The 20640-nt window shown below is 65.6% G+C and carries 22 protein-coding genes; 10 read left to right on the top strand and 12 right to left on the bottom strand.

All coding sequences use genetic code 11. From position 1 onward, the window contains the following. Positions 1-4: 4 nt before the first annotated feature. Complete coding sequence (locus E8F12_RS01010) at positions 5-229, top strand: hypothetical protein (RefSeq protein ID WP_280323421.1); 225 nt, start codon at positions 5-7, stop codon at positions 227-229. 61 nt (positions 230-290) lie between these two features. Here E8F12_RS01010 and E8F12_RS01005 read toward each other — a convergent pair whose 3' ends face one another. Continuing rightward, positions 291-1187 (bottom strand): DMT family transporter, encoded by an 897-nt coding sequence (locus tag E8F12_RS01005; protein ID WP_280323420.1) that lies wholly within the window; start codon positions 1185-1187, stop codon positions 291-293. 131 nt (positions 1188-1318) lie between these two features. Between E8F12_RS01005 and E8F12_RS01000 the strand changes: the two genes are divergently transcribed. The 4 genes from E8F12_RS01000 (at position 1319) to E8F12_RS00985 (ending at position 4366) form a co-directional block, all read left to right on the top strand. Continuing rightward, the gene (locus tag E8F12_RS01000; protein ID WP_280323419.1) at positions 1319-1756 is read left to right on the top strand and encodes an Lrp/AsnC family transcriptional regulator; all 438 of its coding nucleotides are present in this window, start codon (positions 1319-1321) and stop codon (positions 1754-1756) included. 170 nt (positions 1757-1926) lie between these two features. After that, the gene (locus tag E8F12_RS00995) at positions 1927-2358 is read left to right on the top strand and encodes a rubrerythrin family protein (protein ID WP_280288569.1); all 432 of its coding nucleotides are present in this window, start codon (positions 1927-1929) and stop codon (positions 2356-2358) included. A gap of 65 nt (positions 2359-2423) precedes the next feature. Next, on the top strand, positions 2424-3767 hold the full coding sequence (locus tag E8F12_RS00990) for a heterodisulfide reductase-related iron-sulfur binding cluster (RefSeq protein ID WP_280323418.1): 1344 nt from the start codon (positions 2424-2426) through the stop codon (positions 3765-3767). 17 nt (positions 3768-3784) lie between these two features. Further along, entirely contained in the window at positions 3785-4366 is a 582-nt protein-coding gene (locus tag E8F12_RS00985) for a DUF3501 family protein (RefSeq protein WP_280323417.1), read from the top strand. A 4-nt stretch (positions 4367-4370) separates the two neighbouring features. Here E8F12_RS00985 and E8F12_RS00980 read toward each other — a convergent pair whose 3' ends face one another. Continuing rightward, a complete protein-coding gene (locus tag E8F12_RS00980) occupies positions 4371-4757 on the bottom strand; it encodes a VOC family protein (RefSeq protein ID WP_280323416.1) in 387 nt (128 codons plus the stop codon). Positions 4758-4899: 142 nt separating this feature from the next. Between E8F12_RS00980 and E8F12_RS00975 the strand changes: the two genes are divergently transcribed. Next, the gene (locus E8F12_RS00975) at positions 4900-6753 is read left to right on the top strand and encodes an ABC transporter ATP-binding protein/permease (protein ID WP_280323415.1); all 1854 of its coding nucleotides are present in this window, start codon (positions 4900-4902) and stop codon (positions 6751-6753) included. Between the two features lie 46 nt (positions 6754-6799). Here the strand turns inward: E8F12_RS00975 and E8F12_RS00970 are convergent, their stop codons facing one another. Next, positions 6800-7123: a carboxymuconolactone decarboxylase family protein gene (locus E8F12_RS00970; RefSeq protein WP_280323414.1), complete on the bottom strand. Its 324-nt coding sequence runs from the start codon at positions 7121-7123 to the stop codon at positions 6800-6802. 156 nt (positions 7124-7279) lie between these two features. Here E8F12_RS00970 and E8F12_RS00965 point away from each other — a divergent pair, with 156 nt between their 5' ends. Then, positions 7280-8068: an SDR family oxidoreductase gene (locus E8F12_RS00965; RefSeq protein WP_280323413.1), complete on the top strand. Its 789-nt coding sequence runs from the start codon at positions 7280-7282 to the stop codon at positions 8066-8068. A 169-nt stretch (positions 8069-8237) separates the two neighbouring features. Beyond that, positions 8238-9002, top strand: a complete 765-nt coding sequence (locus E8F12_RS00960) for an alpha/beta fold hydrolase (protein ID WP_280323412.1) — start codon at positions 8238-8240, stop codon at positions 9000-9002. Between the two features lie 45 nt (positions 9003-9047). Here the strand turns inward: E8F12_RS00960 and E8F12_RS00955 are convergent, their stop codons facing one another. Further along, on the bottom strand, positions 9048-9365 hold the full coding sequence (locus tag E8F12_RS00955) for a putative quinol monooxygenase (protein WP_280323411.1): 318 nt from the start codon (positions 9363-9365) through the stop codon (positions 9048-9050). A gap of 161 nt (positions 9366-9526) precedes the next feature. Between E8F12_RS00955 and E8F12_RS00950 the strand changes: the two genes are divergently transcribed. Then, positions 9527-10117 carry an NAD(P)H-dependent oxidoreductase gene (locus E8F12_RS00950; protein ID WP_280323410.1) on the top strand — a complete coding sequence of 197 codons (591 nt, stop codon included), beginning with the start codon at positions 9527-9529 and terminating at the stop codon, positions 10115-10117. Positions 10118-10217: 100 nt separating this feature from the next. On the opposite strand, the gene E8F12_RS00945 is transcribed toward E8F12_RS00950, so the two are convergent. The 3 genes from E8F12_RS00945 to E8F12_RS00935 form a co-directional block, all read right to left on the bottom strand. Continuing rightward, complete coding sequence (locus E8F12_RS00945) at positions 10218-11060, bottom strand: FHA domain-containing protein (protein ID WP_280323409.1); 843 nt, start codon at positions 11058-11060, stop codon at positions 10218-10220. A 75-nt stretch (positions 11061-11135) separates the two neighbouring features. Further along, a complete protein-coding gene (locus tag E8F12_RS00940) occupies positions 11136-12746 on the bottom strand; it encodes a serine/threonine-protein kinase (RefSeq protein ID WP_280323407.1) in 1611 nt (536 codons plus the stop codon). A 4-nt stretch (positions 12747-12750) separates the two neighbouring features. Further along, the gene (locus E8F12_RS00935) at positions 12751-13518 is read right to left on the bottom strand and encodes a protein phosphatase 2C domain-containing protein (RefSeq protein WP_280323406.1); all 768 of its coding nucleotides are present in this window, start codon (positions 13516-13518) and stop codon (positions 12751-12753) included. Positions 13519-13769: 251 nt separating this feature from the next. Between E8F12_RS00935 and E8F12_RS00930 the strand changes: the two genes are divergently transcribed. After that, entirely contained in the window at positions 13770-13901 is a 132-nt protein-coding gene (locus tag E8F12_RS00930; protein ID WP_280323405.1) for a hypothetical protein, read from the top strand. A 60-nt stretch (positions 13902-13961) separates the two neighbouring features. Here E8F12_RS00930 and E8F12_RS00925 read toward each other — a convergent pair whose 3' ends face one another. The 5 genes from E8F12_RS00925 to E8F12_RS00905 form a co-directional block, all read right to left on the bottom strand. Then, positions 13962-14834 carry a universal stress protein gene (locus E8F12_RS00925; RefSeq protein ID WP_280323404.1) on the bottom strand — a complete coding sequence of 291 codons (873 nt, stop codon included), beginning with the start codon at positions 14832-14834 and terminating at the stop codon, positions 13962-13964. Positions 14835-15120: 286 nt separating this feature from the next. Next, positions 15121-16782: a BCCT family transporter gene (locus E8F12_RS00920; RefSeq protein WP_280323402.1), complete on the bottom strand. Its 1662-nt coding sequence runs from the start codon at positions 16780-16782 to the stop codon at positions 15121-15123. 551 nt (positions 16783-17333) lie between these two features. Next, complete coding sequence (gene lipA / locus E8F12_RS00915; protein ID WP_280323401.1) at positions 17334-18299, bottom strand: lipoyl synthase; 966 nt, start codon at positions 18297-18299, stop codon at positions 17334-17336. Positions 18300-18399: 100 nt separating this feature from the next. Next, the gene (gcvT, locus tag E8F12_RS00910; RefSeq protein WP_280323374.1) at positions 18400-19518 is read right to left on the bottom strand and encodes a glycine cleavage system aminomethyltransferase GcvT; all 1119 of its coding nucleotides are present in this window, start codon (positions 19516-19518) and stop codon (positions 18400-18402) included. Positions 19519-19645: 127 nt separating this feature from the next. Continuing rightward, positions 19646-20640: L-serine ammonia-lyase (locus tag E8F12_RS00905; RefSeq protein ID WP_280323373.1), on the bottom strand; the 995-nt coding region annotated here is incomplete at its 5' end.

Genomic DNA, 20640 nt, shown 5'->3' with positions numbered 1-20640 from the left:
GCCCATGAGCCGCCGGCAGTTCCACCAGGAACACGCCGAGCGGGCTCGCCTCGAGGCGCTACGCCTGCTGGCGCAATGCGAGGCTCTCGGCCCTCGCTGGCTGGCCTGGGTCGCCACCGAGTTGTACCAGCTCAAGCCGCCCGAGTTCGCCAATATGGTGCGCCGCGAGCTGGAACGCCTGAGCGCGGCGCATCGCCAGTTCGGCGACGCGTCGCAGCACCTGCATTGAGTAAGGCGGACGACCGGAAGCCCGGCTCCGGTCGTCGCGTCCTGCGTCGCTCATCGATGCCTCACTGGGCCCGCGCCACCTTGCGCACGCTGAACCCCCAGCCCTGCTGCATTCCCGCCGCCGCCACCAGGATGGCCGCCACGCCCGCCCACTGCAGCAGATCGAGGCGATGGCCGAAGGCGAACCAGTCGACGAAGATCGCCGCGATCGGATAGATGAAGGACAGCGCGCCGGTCAGGGCCGTCGGCAGCTTCTGGATCGCGCCGTAGAGCAGCACGTACATCACGCCCGTATGAACGATGCCGAGGGTCAGCAGGATGGACCAGGCATCGCTCCCCTGCGGCAGGCTGGAGAAGTTGGCCAGCGGCGCCAGCAGCAGCACGCCGGTGCAAACCTGGATCAGCGCGATCAGGTGCGGCGGCACACCGCCCAGCCATTTGATGATGAGTGCCGCGATGGCATAGAGCAGCGCCGCACCCAGGGCCAGGGCGATGCCCGCCAGGTAGTCGCCGCCGCTCTCGCCCTGCCCGCCATGGGCGCTGACGATGGCCAGCATGCCGGCGAAGGAAACCGCCAGCCAGAACAACTTCTGCGCGGTGATCTTTTCGCCGAGGAAGAGCGCCGCCAGGCCCACCAGCATGAAGGGCTGGACGTTGTAGATCGCCGTGCCGATTGAAATCGAAGCTCGCGAATAGGAGGCGAACAGCAGCACCCAGTTGCCGACTATGGCGACGCCGCTCAGCACCGCCAGGAGGAAGGTGGTGCGGGTCAGGATGCCGGGCCGCAGGAAGCCCATCAGCACGCAGATCACCAGCAGCGTCGCCGCGCCGAACAGGCAGCGCCAGAACACCACATCCAGCACCGACTGGCCGGAGAGCATGACCAGCCAGCCGATGGTCCCGGAGATGAGCATGGCGGCGACCATTTCCAACGAACCGCGTTGTATCGATTTGTCCATGATGGGGCTCCTCTGTATGGGGCACAGTATGACGAGCCGAATCAGGGCAACTCCATCATCAAGCAAAGGTGAAAATTACCATCTACCTTTACTATCAAGGCATCCTTCCATATTCACCTAACGAGGCAACCATGACCGATGACATCGACCAGCTGCTGATATCCGCACTGATGGAAGACTCCCGGCGCTCCCTCAAGGCCCTTGCACAGATCAGCGGACTCTCCTCCCCCAGCGTCGCCGAACGCCTGCGCAAGCTGGAGGAGCGCGGTGTACTCAGGAGCTACACGGTGGAGGTGGACCCAAAGGCCTTCGGCTACCAGCTCCAGGCCATCGTCCGCATACGCCCCCTGCCGGGCCAGTTGCAGGAGGTGGAACGGCAGATTCAGGGCATCCCGGAGTTCACCGAGTGCGACAAGGTGACCGGCGACGACTGCTTCATCGCCCGCATGTGCGTGCGTTCCATGGAACAGCTCGACACCCTGCTCGACCGCATCAACAGCTACGCGGAAACCAGCACCGCCATCGTCAAGAAGACCCCGGTGAAGCGGCGTCTGCCGCCGATGGCGTGAAGGCCTTCCCCTCCACGGACCTCTGCAGCTCCCGGCTTATAGCGCCCCTCAATCATACCGATGCGAAATATCTATATGGCTGCTGGCCAGGCGGGATTAGGCTTACTAAGGTCACGACCGTAAGGCCGTCTCCTGCATTTCCCTCTCAGCCCCACGCACGAGGTGATGTCATGAGCATGCTGAAAGGTTCCAAGACCGAACAGAATCTGAAGGACGCCTTTGCCGGCGAGTCCATGGCCAACAGGCGCTACCTGTACTTCGCAGGCAAGGCCGACGTTGAAGGCTATAACGACGTTTCCGCCGTGTTCCGCTCCACCGCTGAAGGTGAAACCGGCCACGCCCATGGCCACCTGGAATACCTGGAACAGTGCGGCGATCCGGCCACCGGCCTGCCCTTCGGCGGAACCGACCTGAACCTCAAGAGCGCAATCGCCGGCGAAACCCATGAGTACACCGACATGTACCCGGGCATGGCCAAGACCGCGCGCGAGGAAGGTTTCGACGAAGTCGCCGACTGGTTCGAAACCCTGGCCAAGGCCGAGCGCTCCCACGCCAACCGGTTCCAGAAGGCCCTGAACGAACTGCACGACCAGGCCGCCTGATAGCCCATCGCTGGCGGCTCCGCTGGAAGTAGCCTGCGACCGCCGGCGGTTTGCGGGAGAAAACCATGGCCACGCCGACGGAAAGCACCCGCGAGGGTAACCTCGAGGCCCCCACGCGCCACCCGCTCGACTGGGAAAGTCCGGGCTTCTGGGAGCGTGCCGCGCTCGAAGCCGAGCAGGAACGCGTATTCCACATCTGCCACGGCTGCCGCCGTTGCGTCAGCCTGTGCCACGCCTTCCCCACGCTGTTCGATCTGGTGGACGCCTCCGAAACCCTGGAAGTCGACGGCGTGGCCAAGGCCGACTTTCCGAAAGTCAGCGAGCAGTGCTACCTCTGCGACCTGTGCTACCAGATCAAATGCCCCTACACCCCGCCGCACCCCTGGAACGTCGATTTCCCGCACCTGATGCTGCGCGCCAAGGCGGTGGACTTCCGCGAGCACGGTGCGCCGTTGTCGGCGCGGATACTCTCCAGCACGCGGGCGATCGGGCGGCTGGCCTCCATCCCGGTGGTGGCGCAGACGGTCAATGCCGCCAACCGCAATCCGACCGCGCGCAAGCTGCTGGAGAAAGCGCTGGATGTGGATGCCCAGGCGCGGGTGCCCCGCTACCAGTCTCCCAGCGCGCGCAAGCGGCTGAAGGCCCTGGACGGCGCCGGCGCCTCCGAGGTCGCCGGGCGTACCCGTGGCAAGGTCGCCATCTTCACCACCTGCTACTGCGACCACTCCGATCCGGGCATAGTCGAGGACCTGGCCGCCGTGCTGGCGCACAACGCCATTCCCACCCGCCTGGTCGAGCGGGAGAGCTGCTGCGGCATGCCCAAGCTCGAGCTCGGCGACCTGGAAAGCGTGCGCCGCTTCAAGGCGTTCAATATCCCGGTGCTGGCGCGGATGGCGCGCGAGGGCTGGGACCTGATCGCCGCCGTGCCTTCCTGCGTGCTGATGTTCAAGCAGGAGCTGCCCTTGATGTTTCCCGGCGACGATGAGGTGGCGCTGGTGCGCGAGCGCTTCTTCGACCCCTTCGAATACCTCTATGAACGCCACCGCGCCGGCCTGTTGAATACCGACTTCAAGGTGCCACTGGGCAAGGTCGCCTGGCAGGTGGCCTGTCACCAGCGGGTGCAGAAGATCGGCCCGAAGACCCGCGAGGTGCTGCAACTGGTGCCGGGCACGGAAATCCTCACCCTCGAACGCTGCTCCGGCCACGACGGCACCTATGGCGTGAAGCACAAGACCTACGCTCTCTCGCGCAAGCTGGCGCGTCCTGTGGAAAAACAGGTGGCCGCTGCCCAGCCCGAGCACTTCACCAGCGACTGTCCCATGGCCGGCGGCCACATCGCCCACGGCCTGGACAACCACCCAGCGGCGGAGCATCCCTTGAGCTTGCTGCGCAAGGCCTATGGCATCTGACCGATGAGCCCGAGCCCATGAAACCACTCGCCCGCGAAGACCTCCTCAGCCTGGAAAACTACGCCGTGCGGCGCTCGGAATTCCGCGCCCGCGCCATCACCCACAAGAAGGCGCGCACCGTCTACATCGGCGAGTACCTGACGCTGATCTTCGAAGACCGCCTGAGCATCCAGTACCAGGTGCAGGAAATGCTGCGCATCGAACGCATATTCGAAGCGGAGGCCATCCAGGACGAGCTGGACGCCTACAACCCACTGATTCCCGGTGGCGACGACCTCAGGGCCACCCTGATGCTGGAGTTCCCCGATGTGGAGCAGCGCCGGCGCGAACTGGCGCGCCTGCGTGGCATCGAACATGCCATCGAGCTGACCGTCGACGACCAGGCACCGGTGGTCGCCATCGCAGACGAGGACATGCCGCGCAGCAACGAGGAAAAGACCTCCGCCGTGCACTTCCTGCGTTTCGCGCTTACAGCCACGCAGATCAGCGCCTGGAAGGCGGGCGCGGCCGTGAGCCTGGCCTCGACCCTGGCGGAACTGCCCTTGTCCGTCCGCTTGAGCGACGAACAGCACCGGGCCCTGGCGGCGGACTTCGACTGAACGCCTATTCCCGGCGCGCGTAGCTGACCGTCAGCAACTCCCACTGGTGGCCATCCGGCTCGTTCCAGTAGACGATGCTGCCGCCATGTTCGGTGTCGATGCGGTAATCCACCGGGCCGTGCACATTGCTGCGGTAGGGAATGCCGGCGGCCCGGATGCGCCCGAGAATGGCGTCGAACTCATCCTGGTCCACCCGGAAGCACAGATGCAGCAGCGGGAAAGGGTCGCCCCACTGGTCGAAGTCGAGGGTCAGGCCGTCATTCAGGTACACCGGCACGAAGGGACCGATGCCGCTCTCCGACCAGGGCACTCCGAGCAGGTCGGCCAGCAGGCGCGCCGACGCCACCTTGTCGCGCGCCGGCACCATCAGATGATCCAGATGAACTGCCATGACGCTCTCCTTTGCCTGTTGCCGGTGCCGGAGCGTGGCGCCGGCTGGAAGACACAAGCATAGCGCCTGGTCCGGCGACATTACTCCGCTCCCCGGAGTGGAGTAATGTCGCCGGACACTCTTCGCACAAGGCAGGTGGGCAATGACGCCCCTCGATAACCAGCCGGACCCGCAGGACGCGGCCGGCGACAAGAACGCCGGCGCCGCGCCCGTCGCGCGCAAGGCCGGCACCCGTGGCGATGCCGCCGTGATCGCCACGCTGTTGCCCTACCTCAAGCCCTACACCAGCCGCATTGCCCTGGCGCTGGGGCTGATCTTCGTCGCCAAGCTGGTCAACCTCTACGTCCCCATCGCCCTCAAGCACATCGTCGACCAGCTCAATGTCGAGCCCAGCCTGCTGGTGCTGCCGATAGGGCTGCTGCTGGCCTATGGCGCCTCGCGCATCGGCGTCACCCTGTTCACCGAACTGCGCCAGGTGGTGTTCGCCCGGGTGATGGCGCGGGCCTCACGGCAGATCACCCTGAAGGTGTTCGAACACCTGCATGGGCTGAGCCTGAAGTTCCACCTCGGCCGGCGCACCGGGGGTGTGGCCCGCGACGTGGAGCGTGGCGGCAGCGCCATCTCCGAACTGCTCGACTGGACCCTCTACACCATAGTGCCGACCTTGCTGGAAGTGCTGCTGGTGACCGTGGTGCTGGTCTGGGCCTATGACTGGGGCTTTGCCTTCATCACCCTGGGCACGCTGCTGGCCTACGGCGTCTGGACCTTCGGCGTGACCGAGTGGCGCACCCGCTACTACCGCGCCGCGGTGGAGGCCGACACCCGTGCCAACGAGCGGGCGGTGGACTCGCTGCTCAACTACGAGACGGTCAAGTATTTCAACAACGAGGCCCACGAGTCCGCGCGCTACGACGAGAACCTGCGCCACCTGGAGAACGCCAAGGTCAAGGCCACCAAGTCCCTGGCCTTGCTCAACCTGGGCCAGACCGCCGTGGTCGCGCTGGGTGTCACCGCCATGATGTGGCGCGCCGCGGCCGGGGTGGTCAGCGGCGAACTCACCATTGGCGACCTGGTGCTGGTCAATGCCTACCTGCTGCAACTCTCCGCGCCGCTCTTCGTGCTGGGCATGATGTACCGCGAGGTGAAGCAGGCGCTGACCAACATGGAGCGCCTGTTCGGCCTGCTGGACGAACGCCAGGACGTGCAGGACGCGCCCGGTGCCACGCCGCTGCTGTCCACCCGGCCCCGCGTGCGCTTCGAGAAGGTGCACTTCGGCTACGACCCGCGCCGGGAAATCCTCCATGGCGTGGACTTCGAGATACCGCCCGGCGGCACGGTGGCGGTGGTCGGTCATTCGGGTTCGGGCAAGTCCACCCTCGCCCGCCTGCTCTACCGCTTCTACGACATCGACTCCGGGCATATCCGCATCGACGGCCATGACCTGCGCGAACTGACCCAGGCCTCGGTGCGCGGCGCCATCGGCATCGTTCCCCAGGACACCGTGCTGTTCAACGACAGCATCTATTACAACATCAGCTACGGCCGCCCTTCGGCCAGCCGCGAAGAGGTGGAAGCCGCCGCCCGCGCCGCGCATATCCACGACTTCATCCAGCGCCTGCCCGACGGTTACGACACCCCGGTGGGCGAGCGCGGCCTCAAGCTCTCCGGCGGCGAGAAACAACGCGTGGCCATCGCCCGCGCTCTGCTGAAGAACCCGGCCATCCTGATCTTCGACGAAGCCACCTCGGCGCTGGACTCCAAGTCGGAAAAGGCCATCCAGACCGCCCTCGACCGTATCCAGGTCGGCCGCACCACCCTGGTCATCGCCCACCGCCTCTCCACCGTGATGGACGCCGACCAGATCCTGGTACTGGACGCCGGCCGGGTGATCGAAAGCGGCACCCACCGCGAGCTGCTGGAAGCCGGCGGCAGCTACGCGCAGATGTGGCTGCTGCAGCAGCAGGAGCCGGAGGTGGCGGGCTCGCCCGCCCCGTAGTCCGTAGGTTGGGCTGAGTCCGACGAAGTGCAACGCACCGCGCGCCCTATTCCTTGTTCTCCAGCACGTCCCCCGCCCAGCTCAGGGCGGCAACCACGGTGGGGAAGCCGATGGTGCTGGTAAGCGCCAACAGGGCGTGGTGGATGTGTTCAGGGGTAGCACCGGCTTCCAGGGCGCGGCGGGTGTGGCTGTGGACGGCGCCTTCCGAATGGATGGCCGCCGCGGCGGCGAGCTGGATCAGCTGCAGGCTGAGTTCGTCCAGCGGGCCGGCCTGGCGCACCACGGCGCCGAGGGTTTCCACCGCCTGGAAGTACGCCGGGTGCTGTTTCTTGAAGTGCTTGTAGGTCTCGAGATCGTGCTTGCGTTCCATGGGGCCACCTCGCTTGTGCATGCCCATTCAGCTTAGGAAAGACTGGGCCGATGGCGCCGCGAAACTGGCCATACCCGCCGAGGGGTCTATACCCATTCCTTGGCTGACCGGCGCGCCGCTGTCCGCGCCGCCCTTTTCCAAGCGGAGACTGAATCGATGGACCTCAAACTCACAGACAAGCTCGCCCTGGTATCCGGCTCGACCAAGGGCATCGGCTTCGCCATTGCCCGGGGGCTGGCGCGGGAAGGCGCGCGGGTGATCATCAACGGTCGCTCCCAGGCCTCGGTGGACGACGCCCTCACCCGCCTGCGCGCCGGGCAAGCGGATGCCAAGGCCGAAGGCTACGCCGGCGACCTTTCCGACCCGCGGCAGATCGAGGCGCTGACCGGGCGCTACCCGGCGGTGGACGTGCTGGTGAACAACCTGGGCATTTTCGATCCCAAGCCCTTCGAGGAAATCCCGGACGAGGACTGGCAGCGCTTCTTCGAGGTCAACCTGATGTCCGGCGTGCGCCTGACCCGCGCCTACCTGCCGGGGATGAAACGGATGAACTGGGGCCGCGTGGTCTTCATCAGCAGCGAGAGCGGCATCCAGATTCCTGTGGAGATGATCCACTACGGCGTCACCAAGACCGCCCAGCTCGGGCTGTCCCGCGGCTTGGCCGAGAGCTGCGCCGGCACCGGGGTGACGGTCAATGCCGTGCTGCCCGGCCCGACCAACTCCGAAGGCGTCGGCGACTTCGTCGCCAAGCTGTCCGGCGGCCAGCCCTTCCAGGACTTCGAGAAGGAGTTCTTCGAGAAGGCACGCCCCAGCTCGCTGCTCAAGCGCTTCGCCAGCCCCGAGGAAGTGGCCAACCTGGTGGTCTACGTCTGCTCCGAAGCCTCGTCGGCCACCAATGGCGCGGCCCTGCGGGTGGACGGTGGCGTGGTCCGTTCCGCGTTCTGAACCTATGGTTATGAAACGTGCCGGGGCGCAGCCGCCCCGGCCACAGGGAGGGAATGCCCCATGCTCAGGACCTGTCACGGCAGCCGCCATTGCGGCGCCGTCCGCTTCGAGGCGGACCTGATCGAGTACCCGTTCAACCCGCCGGCCGACGTTCGCCGCCTCTGACGCCATGACGCGCAGCCTGATCGGTGTCGTCCTGCTGGCCGCCGCCCTTTACCTGGGACTGTGCCTGGCGCTGCTCCTGTTCCAGCGCTCGCTGATCTACTTCCCCCAGCCCCGCGCCATCGGCGGCCCCGAGCGGCTGCTGATGCTACCGGTGACGGACCAGCAGATCGCCGTCACTGTGCGCCCGCTGGCCAGCGCCAAGGCGCTGATCTATTTCGGTGGCAATGCCGAGGATGTGTCGCGCAGCCTGCCCTCGTTTGCCGAGGCATTCCCGGACCATGCCCTCTACCTCCTTCACTACCGGGGTTTTGGCGACAGCACCGGCAAGCCGACGGAAGACGCCATCCAGCACGACGCCCTGGCGCTGTTCGACAAGGTGCGGGCCCTGCATGCCGAGGTCGCCCTGGTCGGCCGCAGCCTGGGCAGCGGCGTCGCGATCCGCCTGGCCAGCCAGCGCCCCGCTTCGCGTCTGGTACTGGTCACGCCCTATAACAGCATCCTGGAACTGGCCCAGCGGCAGTTCCCGATCTTCCCGGTGCGCTGGATGCTGCACGACAAGTACGAATCCTGGCGCTATGCCCCGACCATCACGGTGCCCACCCTGGTCATCGCCGCCGAGCACGACGAAGTGATCCCGCGCTGGAGCACCGAGAAGCTCATTCGCCAGTTCAAGCCCGGCGTAACGCGGGTGGAGGTGATAGCCGGCGCGGGGCACAACGATATCGGCGAGAGCCCGGAGTATCTGCGGCTGCTGCGGGCCGGTCTGTAGGCGTTGGCGAACGGGGGTACGGCAGCTTCGCGAGCGAGCTCGCTCCTACCGTCCCGTGGCTCGGGATCGGCTGAGCATTTCGATTTCGCGTATCTCGAAGTCGCGGCGCAGGTAGTCCATGCGGTTCTCGTGGAAGCGGCGCATGTGCGGCAGCGCGCTGTGGACATCCAGGTGGACGCGGCTCTGCCAGACCTCGTAGAAGATGAACAGGGTCGGGTCCTGCGCGTCGCGCAGCATGTGATATTCGATGCAGCCCTCCTCCGCCCGGCTGGGTTCGACGTAGGCGCGGAACAGCGCCTCGAACTCGTCGGACTTCTCGGGCCTGGTGTGGGCGTGAAGGATGAAGCCGTAGGCTTGGGTCATGCTCAGGTGTCCGCTGGTAGTTGATGCTTTATCAACCTTACCGCAAGGCAAATCGATAAATTAGTGACTTTCCAGCAAGTATCAATTGCGCCCCGGGCTGTTTTTCCAGCAGGGCTCGGCCGGTAGTCTGCCGCCACATCAATTTGCGGAGGCTCCCAGCCATGAAGAAAGTCCTGTTGCTCAACGGTGGTAAGCAGTTTGCCCACTCCGATGGCCGCTACAACGCCACGCTGCACGAGGCCGCCCTGGCCTTCTTCGACCGTGCCGGCTTCGACATCAAGGAAACCCGTATTGATGGCGGCTACGAGGTTGCCGAAGAGGTGCAGAAGATCCTCTGGGCCGATGTGGTGATCTACCAGATGCCCGGCTGGTGGATGGGCGCGCCCTGGACGGTGAAGCAGTACCTGGACGAAGTATTCACCGCCGGCCACGGCAGCCTCTACGCCAACGACGGCCGCACCCGCTCGGACGCCTCGCAGAAGTACGGCAGCGGCGGCCTTATCCAGGGCAAGCAGTACTTGCTGTCGCTGACCTGGAATGCACCGCAGCAGGCCTTCGACGACCCCACCGATTTCTTCGAGGCCAAGGGCGTGGACGCGGTGTACTTCCCCTTCCACAAGGCCAACCAGTTCCTCGGCATGAGCGCCCTGCCGACCTTCCTCTGCGTGGACGTGATGAAGCGACCGAATATCGAGGCGGATGTGGCTCGATATGAAGCGCATCTGGCGCAGGTGTTTGGCATAGAGGCGTAAGGCCGAGGGAGCGCTGCGCGAATGAGTTCTCTCCTCCTGCGGTAGAAAAGGGACTGGACAACGCCCTGCTTCACAAACTCACCGCTACAGGCTCCGGGCCTTAGAACATGGTCCTGGCCGCCAGGGCCGCGGCCACGGCTATGGCGAGCACCAGCAGGGCGAGCAGAAGCCTGTTGGGCGACGGCCGTGCCACTTCGACTGGCGCAGGGTTCTTCTGCGCCGCCGCGCGCAATGGATTGGCCGCCGGCTGGCGGCCAGCGGGCCGGGGTTGGGTGGACTTGGGCAGCTGGAGCATCGGCATGAACAGCGTGGCGTCCTCGTCCACGGCCTGGGGCGCCGCCACCTTGGGGCCAATCACCAGCAGGGTCACCGACCCCATGGACACCTGGTCGCCGGGCTGCAGCACGGCATTGGACACCTTCTGCTGGTTGACGAACACGCCGTTGGCCGAGGCCAGGTCCTTGACTTCCAGCACATCGTCCTTGAGGAAGAACTCGCAGTGCCGGCGCGACAATTCCAGGTCGCTGAAGCACAGCTCGCACTTCACCGAACGACCGAAGGTCATGGAGCCGGTGATGTGGTGCTTTTGCCCCTCATGTTCGCCCTTGATCACCTGCAGGTACCAACGCGGCGCGATCTCGGCCTTGGGCCTGGCCCTGGCCGGGTCCACCAGCAGCAGCTCCAGCTGGCCGATGCGCACACGGTCGTCGGCACGCAACTGGAAGCGCGCGCCGATGCGCTCGCCATTCACGAAGGTGCCGCCCGGCGTGCCGCAGTCGCTCAGGTAGTACTGGCCGTGGTCCTGGCGGATTTCCGCATGGAAGGGGCTGATCTGCGGTTCCGCCAGGACCAGGCTGTTGCGGCTGTCCTGGCCGATGGTGAAGCGTTCGTCCACCAGCCAGACGGGCGCCTGGCGGTTATCCGCGAAGTGGATCCTGAGCATGTGGGTTCCTTGGAGGCAGGGCACCACGCAATAGTAGCCACTTGCCTCCTCGGTTGACCTTGCTGCAGTTGGCAGTTAGTTGAAGAGGCGATTCCACAGCCGCTTGACCGGATTGGTCTGCTCCGGCTGCTTCGCCTGCGCCTTGGCGGATGGCCGGTTCGACACAACCCGCGCGGCCTTTTGTACCCGCTGCTCATGGACGGCCTGGAGTTCGAGCAGGGTCTGGTTCTGCGGCGCCACCTGCAGGCCGGTCTCGATGTACTCCAGCGCCAAAGCGAACTCGCGCTGGCGATAGGCCTCTTCGCTGAGGTCGATGAAACGCTGCGCCACCAGTCCCAATCCTGCCTGGGCCTGCTGGTTGTCCGGCGCCCAGGCGAGCACCTGCTGGTAGTAGTACACCGCGTTGTCCTGCTCCGGCTGCACCAAACGGTCTTCGGCCAGACGCTGGGCGGCCTGCGCCAGGGCGCCGGCGATGCGCGCGGCGAGCACCCGCTGCAGGCCGTCGCCGGCCTTGGCGTTGTCGTCGTCCAGGCGCAGCACCTCATGGAAGTAGAAGTCGGCATTGTCGCCGGCCGGCTCCCCCAGCTTGCCTTCGGCCAGGCGCTGTTCGCCCAGCTCCAGCAGGTCGGCGATCTTCATCTGCAGTACGACGAAGTAGCCGCCGCCGGTGGAGATCGCCAGCAGCAGGACCCCGGCCAGTCCCCAGAGCAGGCCACGGTAACGGCGGCGAGCCACCGGCGCGTTCGGCGCGTTCGGCGTCTTCGGCGTCTTCGGTGTCTTCGGTGTCTTCGGTGTCTTCGGTGTCTTCGGTGTCTTCGGTGTCTTCGGTGTCTTCACCGGCTGGTCCAGGATCGCGGCCGGTCCGATGCGCGTGAAGTCGAGATTGAGGTCCAACAGGTCGGCCAGGCTGTCCAGCAACACATGGCAATCGGCGAAGCGCTCGTCCGGGTCCTTGGCCAGCATGCGGTCGATCAGGTGCTGATAATCGTCCAGAGCCCGCCGCAGCAATGGCGGGTCCATCTGCACGTGATTGAGCACGGTTTCGGCGTAGCTGGCGCCGCGAAAGGGGTTTTCACCGGTCAGCAGCTCCAGCAGGATCACACCCAGGCTATAGATGTCGCTGCGCGCATCCAGCGGCTGGCACTGTGCCTGCTCCGGGCTGCTGTAGGCCGGGCTGCCGACCGCCACGTTGAACTGGGTCAGCTCGCTGTCCAGCGCCAGGTCCTTGGCAATGCCGAAATCGGTGAGCACTGCGGTGCCGTCGCCGCGGAAGAGGATATTGGCCGGCTTGATATCACGGTGCACCAGGCCCTTGTCATGCACCACCGCCAGGGCGCTGGCGATCTGCTGGACGATGCGCAAAGCCTCCATGGGCTCCAGCACCTGGCCCTTGTAGCGGCCAAGGTCGCCCCCGGCGAGAAACTCCATGGCCAGGTAATACCGTCCGTCGGTTAGTTGGTCGATGTCGTGGATGGTGACGATGGAGGGGTGATGCAGGGAGGCGACCATACGCGCCTCCTTGATGAAGCGGGCGCGATAGGCCTCGTCATCCAGTTTGTCCAGTACCTTGACCGCGACCTTGCGGTTGAGGGACTCCTGGGTGGCGAGATAGACCTCCGCCATCCCGCCCTTGCCCAGGCGGCCGTGCACAAGGTAGCCAGGTATTTCAAGCAGATTGTCGTTCATGGATTCAGGGTCTTCGGGATTTGAGTAACCGGCTCAGGAACGAATTGGACCTGTTTGTCGCCAAAGTGGTTTCAGGCAATGCCATGCCGATCACGATGCAGGAGATATTATCCCGCCCTCCCGCATCGCACGCCTGTGCCAGCAGCTGTGCCACCAGGTCTTCCAGGGTTTCGACCGTGGCGCATTGCGCCTGGATCAGATCATCGTCCAGCTCGCCGGTCAGGCCGTCGCTGCACAGCAGCAACAGCTCGCCGGGCGCCAACGTGCCTTGTACGCGCCCCACTTCAAGGGCCTGGTGGACCTGGCCGAGGCACTGGGTCACCACATTGCGCCGCGGATGACGGCGGGCCTGTTGCGGGGTCAGCTCGCCGGCGTCCACCAGCAGTTGCACCAGGCTGTGGTCGTGGCTCAGGCGGGTGATGCCGTCGGCGCCCACCTGGTAGGCCCGGCTGTCGCCGGCCCAGGCCAGGTCGAAGTCAGCCCCCGCGAACCGCACCGCCACCAGGGTGGTGCCCATGCCGGAGCCGGACGCCGCCGTCACCACGGCCCGATGGGCGGCCTGCACCGCCGCCTCCAGGTCCTGGCCGGCGGCCACGGCATCCCGCAGGGCGGCGACGGCGACCGCGCTGGCCACCTCGCCGCGCTGGTGGCCGCCCATGCCGTCGGCCACGGCCCAGAGCCCCAGGTCGGGGGCGCAGAGCAGCGCGTCTTCGTTGTGCGCGCGCACACAGCCGGTGATGGACTGCGCGGCATAGACCAGAAGTTCGGGCATGGGACTCTCTACTGCCGTCCAGCGTTGACTACACATGATGCGGCCGTCGCCCGGCGCTGTCACCGCCTGGCGCATGAAGTGTTAAGCAGTCGAGGATTTGCCGCGCCGTGCAAGCCGCCGCGGCCCGGCTATGCTTTTTTTCATCAGCTTCGCATTTCACAGGCTCGTGCAGCCCAGGAGGTGGTAATGGCCAAAGAGCGCTCCAAGGCAAGGATGCGCTGACCCATCCCCCTCTCTCGGAGATAAACGTCATGAGCAAAGGTCTCGACTCGAAACGCGAGGCGAAGAAAAAGCCTCTGAAAACCGCCCAGGAAAAACGCATGGCCAAGCGCGCCAGGAAATCTGGCACCGGACTTCTCGGGAGCCATGCACCGAATCCATGAGGCTTTCGTTGCAACGCACAACGCCCTCCCTGTCGGAGGGCGTTTTTGCAGGCGCTTCGGTCAGGCGGCGCGATGCCCCCTCGGCACGGGTTCCTCGACCTGGGCCGTCGTTGGCTTGATCACGAGCAGGTCGCCTTCCAGGCGATCCAGCACCGCCTCTGCCGTATTGCCGACCAGCGCACCCATCACACCGTGGCGGGCGACCGTGCCCAGAACGGTGAGGACCGCCTCGAACTCGTGGGCGATCTGCGAAATCAGGGCCTTGGCCGGACCCTCGCCGATATGCACGCGATACCCAGGCAGCTCGTACATTTCCAGGAACCACTGGCATTGGTCGCGGCAATGGTTGGCAGCGGCCTGTTCAATGGACTGATTTGGGTCGGCCTGGGGCAGACGAACCGACGAATAAGCACTGACGACGTGCAACTTGGCGTCGAACAGGCGGCAGAGCTCGCTGGCATGCTCCATCACGTTGCCCTGCAAGGCGACGTGCGCGCCATCGTGATGTTCGACGTCCATGCCGGCCAGGATGGTGCCGTCCTCCCAGGGCCGGCTGTTCCTGATCAGGAACAGGGGTGTGGGTACCTGACGCAGCAACTGCCAGTCATCGGGAGTCATCAGAAGTTGACTGAACCGCGCGGCGCGCTGGTGCTCCTTGACCACCAGATCACAGCCCAGCTCACGACAGGCCTTCAGCACCGCGCTGCTCGCCTGGCCGAACTCCACACGAGCTTGCTCGCCACGACCTTGCACACCCGCCTCGCGCAGGCTGGCCAGCTGCTGGGCGAGAAAATCGGCCTGGTCCTCATGGGCGTCGCAAACCAGCAAGTCGAGGGTCGCGCCGAGCTTGAGGGCGAGCTGGCGCCCACGGCCAAGGGCCGGACTGTCGGGGTTTGGGGGGATGGCGACCAGAATATTCTTTGTCGAGCGCATGGCAATCGTCCTCTTGTTCAGGAAGCATGATTGCGGGCTGGCCTCTCCTTCTTCGTTTTTCCCAGCAAAAAGGACAGCAGGTCGTGCTCGCGGTGAAATCCGGGGAAAGTGGGGGCTCCAGTTGCACGAACGGAATCCCCAGCCCCGATCGGGGCCAGGGGGCATTATTTGCAGTTTTTTGGGGGTCAGGCCTGGAGTATGGCTGCGGCAAGCCGGTGGGCAAGGCAGGTCATCGCCCTCCCTGAGCCGATTAAGGTCTAAGCGCGCGTGCTGATGGCATATGCGCTCAAGGCTGCGCCGCACCGGCGAGGTTTGGGGCAGCCCCTTCCGGGCATTCGGTTACCCGCGCAGTGCCCTCGTCCCCCAGCCGCCGTGATTCGGCTTCGATTTCCTCGTTGCTGCGGTCGCGGTAGTCGCGGTACAGCCACTGGACGAAGCCGTAGGCCATCACCACCAGCAGGAACAGGAAGGGAATGGAGGTAAGGATCACCGAGGTCTTCACCGTCTTCAGGGAAATCTGGTTGGCGATCATGGTCAGCGGCACCAGCGCCAGCATCACGCACCAGAACAGGCGCAGGAAAGGTGAAGGATCACGGCCTTCCGGCAGGTTGCGGGTGGTGGTGGCCGCCACGGTGTAGGCCGAGGCGTCCATGTGGGAAGCCAGGAAGATGACCATCACGAAGAGGTAGAAGGCAGTCGCCAGGCCGGACATGGGGAAGCCGTCCAGCAGGCGGGTGATGGCCACCTCGCCACCCTGGCTGGCGACTATGGCCGGCACGTCCAGGGTTCCTTGCAACAGCTGGTCGATGCCATAGCCGCTCAGGCTGCCGAAGATGACCCAGCAGCTCACGCTGCCGCCCAGCAGCAACGCGGCGGACACTTCCTTGAGGGTACGGCCACGGGACACCCGGGCGACGAAGATGGACACCGCTGGCGTGTAGGAGATGGCCCAGAACCAGTAGAACACCGTCCAGTTGCGGGTGAATTCGCCGTCACCGGCCGGGTCGGTGAACAGGCTCATGTGCAGGAAGTTGGAGAGCATCAGGCCAACGCCATTGACCGTGTTCTTCACGATGAAACCGGTCGGACCCACCACCAGCACCGCCAGGGCGCAGAACAGTGCGCCCCAGCAGACCATGCTGGCCAGCCGCTGCATGCCGCCTTCCAGGCCGATATAGGAGCTCAGGGAGAAGATGCTGGCGATCAGCAGCACGATGCCTGCCTGCATGGCGAAGGTATTCGGCAGGCCGGTAAGGTTCGACAGCCCGTTGGAGAAGGTCAGGGTAGTGACGACCATTGTCACCGTCAGCCCACCGAAGGTGCCGATCAGGAAGAGGATGTCGATCAGCCGCCCCGCCGGCCCGCTGGCCTTGAGGCCGGTGACCGCCTCGATGATGCCGGCCAGGCTCAACTTGTCGTGCTTGCGCACATGGTAGTAGTAGGCCATGGCCATGCCGCCCACCGCGTAGCAGGCCCAGGTGCCGAAACCCCAGTGAAAAAAGGCATAGGCGATGCTCATGTCCAGCGCCTCGGGGCTGCGCGCAGGGAGGTAGAGGCCGGGGGTGTTGTAGTAGTAGGCCCACTCCACCAGCCCCCAGTAGAGGGTGGCCGAGCTGAGCCCCGCGCAGATGAACATGAAGATCCAGGGAATGGTCTTGAACTCGGGCTTGCCGGAGCCGAGGCGGATATTGCCGTATTTGCTGAAGATGATGAACAGTGAGCCCACCACGAAGGCCAGGAAGATCACCAGCACGGGGGCGGACAGCAGGTCGGTGGCGGACTGGAAGAGCTGGCTGGCCACCTGTTCAGAACGAGCCGGGAAGGCGGCCAGGGCGATCACGGTGAGGAAGATGGAAACGACGCTGACCACGATCAGCAGATAGTCCTTGCTCGCCCGGGGGAGCTCGGCGCCCGGCGGGGCCGGGTGCGCTTTCACAGAAATTTTCATGGGGTACCTTTCTATATCGGCTGTATTGATCTTTTTATTGCCTCTTCCCTGGCGAGTCACATCCGCCTGGAACAGTCATAGAAGTGCTGGTGCGCCGCCCTTTCGGCAGCGGCGGGCCAGTATAGGAACGGCCCGGAAAGGCCTTACATCCACAATCGCCGATGCACATATCTGGGTTGGCGATGTAGGGGCGAACTCATTGGCCAAGGGGGTCCGAGGGGCAGGACTGCGTCCTGCGTTCGCGAATGAATTCACACCCACAGAGGGGCACGACGGCGCAGGCGCGCGTCACTCCTCTCCCTCCGGGGCGAAGAGGCACGCTTTCGGAGGCACCGCTTCCGGTGCCGATGAGCGACTGAGCGCGAAGCGATCAGGCCGGGGCGCAGGGCGGGGGCTGGGGGTAAGGGATGTCGTGCTCCACACGGACTATCGATGGCAGGTCTTCGACCTGCTTGGCGAATGAATTCGCCCCCACAGGAAAAGCGCACGCTCCGACACGTCGCCAATAAAAAAGGCGACCCTCAGGTCGCCTTTTTTCATTTCACTGCCGATCAGCCGATCTTCCGCCCATGGACCTGCTGGTCGGCATGGTAGGAGGAACGCACCAAGGGGCCGGAGGCGACGTTCGAAAAGCCCATCTCGGTGCCCTTCTCGGCGAACCAGGCGAAGGTGTCCGGGTGGACGAAGCGCTGCACCGGCAGGTGGCTGCGCGAGGGCTGCAGGTACTGGCCGAGGGTGAGCATGTCGATCTCGTGCTCGCGCATGCGCTGCATCACCTCGATCACTTCCTCGTCGGTCTCGCCCAGGCCGAGCATCAGGCCGGACTTGGTCGGCACCTGCGGTACGCGCTGCTTGAAGTTCTCCAGCAGGTCCAGCGACCACTCGAAGTCCGAACCCGGGCGCGCGGCTTTGTACAGGCGCGGCACAGTTTCCAGGTTGTGGTTGAACACATCCGGCGGCTCCTGCTCGGTGATCGCCAGGGCCACGTCCATGCGTCCACGGTAGTCCGGCACCAGGGTTTCCAGCTGGATGCCCGGAGACAGCTGGCGGATCTCTCGCAGGCAGTCGACGAAGTGCTGGGCACCGCCGTCGCGCAGGTCGTCGCGGTCCACAGAGGTGATCACCACGTATTTCAGGCCCAGGTCGGCGATCGCCACCGCGAGGTTCTTCGGCTCGTTCGGATCCAGCGGCTTCGGTCGGCCGTGGCCGACATCGCAGAAGGGGCAGCGGCGCGTGCAGATGTCGCCCATGATCATGAAGGTGGCGGTGCCGCCGGAGAAACACTCGCCCAGGTTCGGGCAGGAAGCCTCTTCGCAGACGCTGTGCAGCTTGTGCTTGCGCAGCAGTTGTTTGATCCGCGCCACCTCGGGCGATGCCGCGATTTCCACGCGGATCCAATCGGGTTTGCGCGGGATGTCTTCGGTTGGAATGATCTTCACCGGGATGCGCGCCACCTTCTCGGCGCCACGCAGCTTCACGCCCACTTCGATCTTGGCCGCTGTTTCTCTGGAATTCATGGTTCAGCCCTATGGAACGGAGGTCACACTCCCGTATGAGCGAGCTTGCTCGCGAAGCTTTTGTTCGCGAGCAAGCTCGCTCCTACAAAAGCACCAGCCTTCAGCCGCGGTAGTAGCGCTGCGGCACGAAGGGGGTCTTGGCCACCTTCATGGCCACGCGCTTGCCGCGCACCAGGGCCCAGACCTCGCTGTCCAGGGCCGCATGGCGGGCGGCGACGAAGCCCATGGCCACGGGCGCGCCCAGGCTGGGGCCGAAGCCGCCGCTGCAGACGCGGCCGATGGTGGCGCCTTCGGCGTCGACGATCTCGGCACCCTCGCGCACCGGTACGCGCTCCAGGGGCAGCAGGCCGACGCGCTTGCCGGTCACGCCGTCGCGCTGTTGCGCGAAGATGCGCCCGGCGCCGGGGAAGCCGCCGGCACGGGCGCCATCGGCGCGACGGGCCTTGGAAATGGCCCAGGTCAGGCTGGCCTCGATCGGCGTGGTCGCGCTGCTCATGTCATGGCCATAGAGGCACAGGCCGGCTTCCAGGCGCAGCGAGTCGCGGGCACCGAGGCCAATCGGCTCGACCTCCGGCTGGGCCAGCAGGGTACGGGCCAGGGCTTCGGCCTGGGCCACGGGGACGGAGATCTCGTAACCGTCTTCGCCGGTGTAGCCGGAGCGGCTGACGAAGCAGTCCACGCCTTCCAGGCGCACGCTGCCGAACTGCATGAAGGTCATCTGGCGCACTGCCGGGGCGAGGCGGCCGAGCACCTCCACCGCGGCCGGGCCTTGCAGCGCCAGCAGCGCGCGGGATTCGAACAGCGACTCGATCTGGCACTGGCCGGCCAGGTGCTGTTGCAGGTGGGCCAGGTCCTGCTCTTTGCAGGCGGCATTGACCACCACGAACAGTTCGTCCTCGGCCAGGCGGGCCACCATCAGGTCGTCGAGGATGCCGCCGTTCTCGTCGGTGAACATGGCGTAGCGCTGCATGCCCACCGGCAGGTCGAGGATGTCCACCGGCACCAGGCTTTCCAGCGCCCGGGCCGCATTGGCGCCACGCAGGATGATCTGGCCCATGTGGGAGACGTCGAACAGGCCGGCCTGTGCACGGGTGTGCAGGTGCTCCTTGAGCACGCCGAGGGGGTATTGCACCGGCATGTCGTAGCCGGCGAAGGGCACCATGCGTGCGCCGAGTTCGAGGTGCAGGGCGTGCAGCGGGGTTTGGGCGAGGTCGGTCATGTACGGCTCCAAAGTCAAAGTCAGTGCGGGTTGGGGCGGCCCTCTCCCCCGGCCCCTCTCCCTGCAGGGAGAGGGGAGACAAGCCCCCTCTCCCGCGTGCGGGAGAGGGTTGGGGAGAGGGCGCTCTTCAGCATTCGATGATGTTCACCGCCAGCCCACCGCGGGCGGTTTCCTTGTATTTGCTCTTCATGTCGGCGCCGGTCTGGCGCATGGTGCGGATCACCTTGTCCAGCGAGATGAAGTGCTGGCCGTCGCCGCGCAGGGCCATGCGCGCGGCGTTGATCGCCTTCACCGAGCCCATGGCGTTGCGCTCGATGCAGGGCACCTGGACCAGCCCGCCGACCGGATCGCAGGTCAGGCCGAGGTTGTGCTCCATGCCGATCTCGGCGGCGTTCTCCACCTGCTGCGGGGTGCCGCCCATGACTTCGCAGAGCGCGCCGGCGGCCATCGAGCAGGCCACGCCGACCTCGCCCTGGCAGCCGACTTCGGCGCCGGAGATCGAGGCGTTCTCCTTGTAGAGGATGCCGATGGCGGCGGCGGTGAGCAGGAAGCGCTCGACGCCGTCGTCATTGGCACCGGGGATGAAGCGCGTGTAGTAATGCAGCACCGCCGGGACGATGCCCGCCGCGCCGTTGGTGGGCGCGGTGACCACGCGGCCGCCGCTGGCATTCTCCTCGTTCACCGCCAGGGCGTAGAGGTTGACCCAGTCCAGCACCGCCAGGCTGTCCTTGAGGCTGGCTTCCGGATGCTCGCTGAGCTGGCGGTAGAGCGCGGCGGCGCGGCGCTTGACCTTGAGCCCGCCGGGCATGATGCCTTCCTTGCGGCAGCCGGCCTTCACGCAGTCCTGCATCACCTGCCAGATCTTCATCAAGCCGTCGCTGGTTTCTTCAGGCGTACGCCAGGCCTTCTCGTTCTCGCGCATCAGGTCGCTGATGGAGAGCCCGCTGGCGCTGCAATGGGCGAGCATTTCCTTGCCGGACTTGAAGCGATAGGGCAGCGGCGTGCGGTCTTCGACGATGCGATCCAGCCCGGCGGCTTCCTCGTCCACCACGAAGCCGCCGCCCACCGAGTAGTACTCGCGCGAACGGATCTGGATGCCGGCGTCGTCGAAGGCGCGGAAGA

It is taken from the genome of Pseudomonas sp. BN102 (genome assembly GCF_029871245.1).
Classification (GTDB): domain Bacteria; phylum Pseudomonadota; class Gammaproteobacteria; order Pseudomonadales; family Pseudomonadaceae; genus Metapseudomonas.
Note: the sequence above shows the minus strand (reverse complement) of the source record. Positions and strands in the feature narration are given on the sequence as shown.

Bases quoted from the DNA above. Each gene is read 5' to 3' on its own strand.
- E8F12_RS01010 (WP_280323421.1), top strand. From the start codon at position 5: ATGAGCCGCCGGCAGTTCCACCAGGAACACGCCGAGCGGGCTCGCCTC.
- E8F12_RS01005 (WP_280323420.1), bottom strand. From the start codon at position 1,187: ATGGACAAATCGATACAACGCGGTTCGTTGGAAATGGTCGCCGCCATG.
- E8F12_RS01000 (WP_280323419.1), top strand. From the start codon at position 1,319: ATGACCGATGACATCGACCAGCTGCTGATATCCGCACTGATGGAAGAC.
- E8F12_RS00995 (WP_280288569.1), top strand. From the start codon at position 1,927: ATGAGCATGCTGAAAGGTTCCAAGACCGAACAGAATCTGAAGGACGCC.
- E8F12_RS00990 (WP_280323418.1), top strand. From the start codon at position 2,424: ATGGCCACGCCGACGGAAAGCACCCGCGAGGGTAACCTCGAGGCCCCC.
- E8F12_RS00985 (WP_280323417.1), top strand. From the start codon at position 3,785: ATGAAACCACTCGCCCGCGAAGACCTCCTCAGCCTGGAAAACTACGCC.
- E8F12_RS00980 (WP_280323416.1), bottom strand. From the start codon at position 4,757: ATGGCAGTTCATCTGGATCATCTGATGGTGCCGGCGCGCGACAAGGTG.
- E8F12_RS00975 (WP_280323415.1), top strand. From the start codon at position 4,900: ATGACGCCCCTCGATAACCAGCCGGACCCGCAGGACGCGGCCGGCGAC.
- E8F12_RS00970 (WP_280323414.1), bottom strand. From the start codon at position 7,123: ATGGAACGCAAGCACGATCTCGAGACCTACAAGCACTTCAAGAAACAG.
- E8F12_RS00965 (WP_280323413.1), top strand. From the start codon at position 7,280: ATGGACCTCAAACTCACAGACAAGCTCGCCCTGGTATCCGGCTCGACC.
- E8F12_RS00960 (WP_280323412.1), top strand. From the start codon at position 8,238: ATGACGCGCAGCCTGATCGGTGTCGTCCTGCTGGCCGCCGCCCTTTAC.
- E8F12_RS00955 (WP_280323411.1), bottom strand. From the start codon at position 9,365: ATGACCCAAGCCTACGGCTTCATCCTTCACGCCCACACCAGGCCCGAG.
- E8F12_RS00950 (WP_280323410.1), top strand. From the start codon at position 9,527: ATGAAGAAAGTCCTGTTGCTCAACGGTGGTAAGCAGTTTGCCCACTCC.
- E8F12_RS00945 (WP_280323409.1), bottom strand. From the start codon at position 11,060: ATGCTCAGGATCCACTTCGCGGATAACCGCCAGGCGCCCGTCTGGCTG.
- E8F12_RS00940 (WP_280323407.1), bottom strand. From the start codon at position 12,746: ATGAACGACAATCTGCTTGAAATACCTGGCTACCTTGTGCACGGCCGC.
- E8F12_RS00935 (WP_280323406.1), bottom strand. From the start codon at position 13,518: ATGCCCGAACTTCTGGTCTATGCCGCGCAGTCCATCACCGGCTGTGTG.
- E8F12_RS00930 (WP_280323405.1), top strand. From the start codon at position 13,770: ATGAGCAAAGGTCTCGACTCGAAACGCGAGGCGAAGAAAAAGCCTCTG.
- E8F12_RS00925 (WP_280323404.1), bottom strand. From the start codon at position 14,834: ATGCGCTCGACAAAGAATATTCTGGTCGCCATCCCCCCAAACCCCGAC.
- E8F12_RS00920 (WP_280323402.1), bottom strand. From the start codon at position 16,782: ATGAAAATTTCTGTGAAAGCGCACCCGGCCCCGCCGGGCGCCGAGCTC.
- lipA (WP_280323401.1), bottom strand. From the start codon at position 18,299: ATGAATTCCAGAGAAACAGCGGCCAAGATCGAAGTGGGCGTGAAGCTG.
- gcvT (WP_280323374.1), bottom strand. From the start codon at position 19,518: ATGACCGACCTCGCCCAAACCCCGCTGCACGCCCTGCACCTCGAACTC.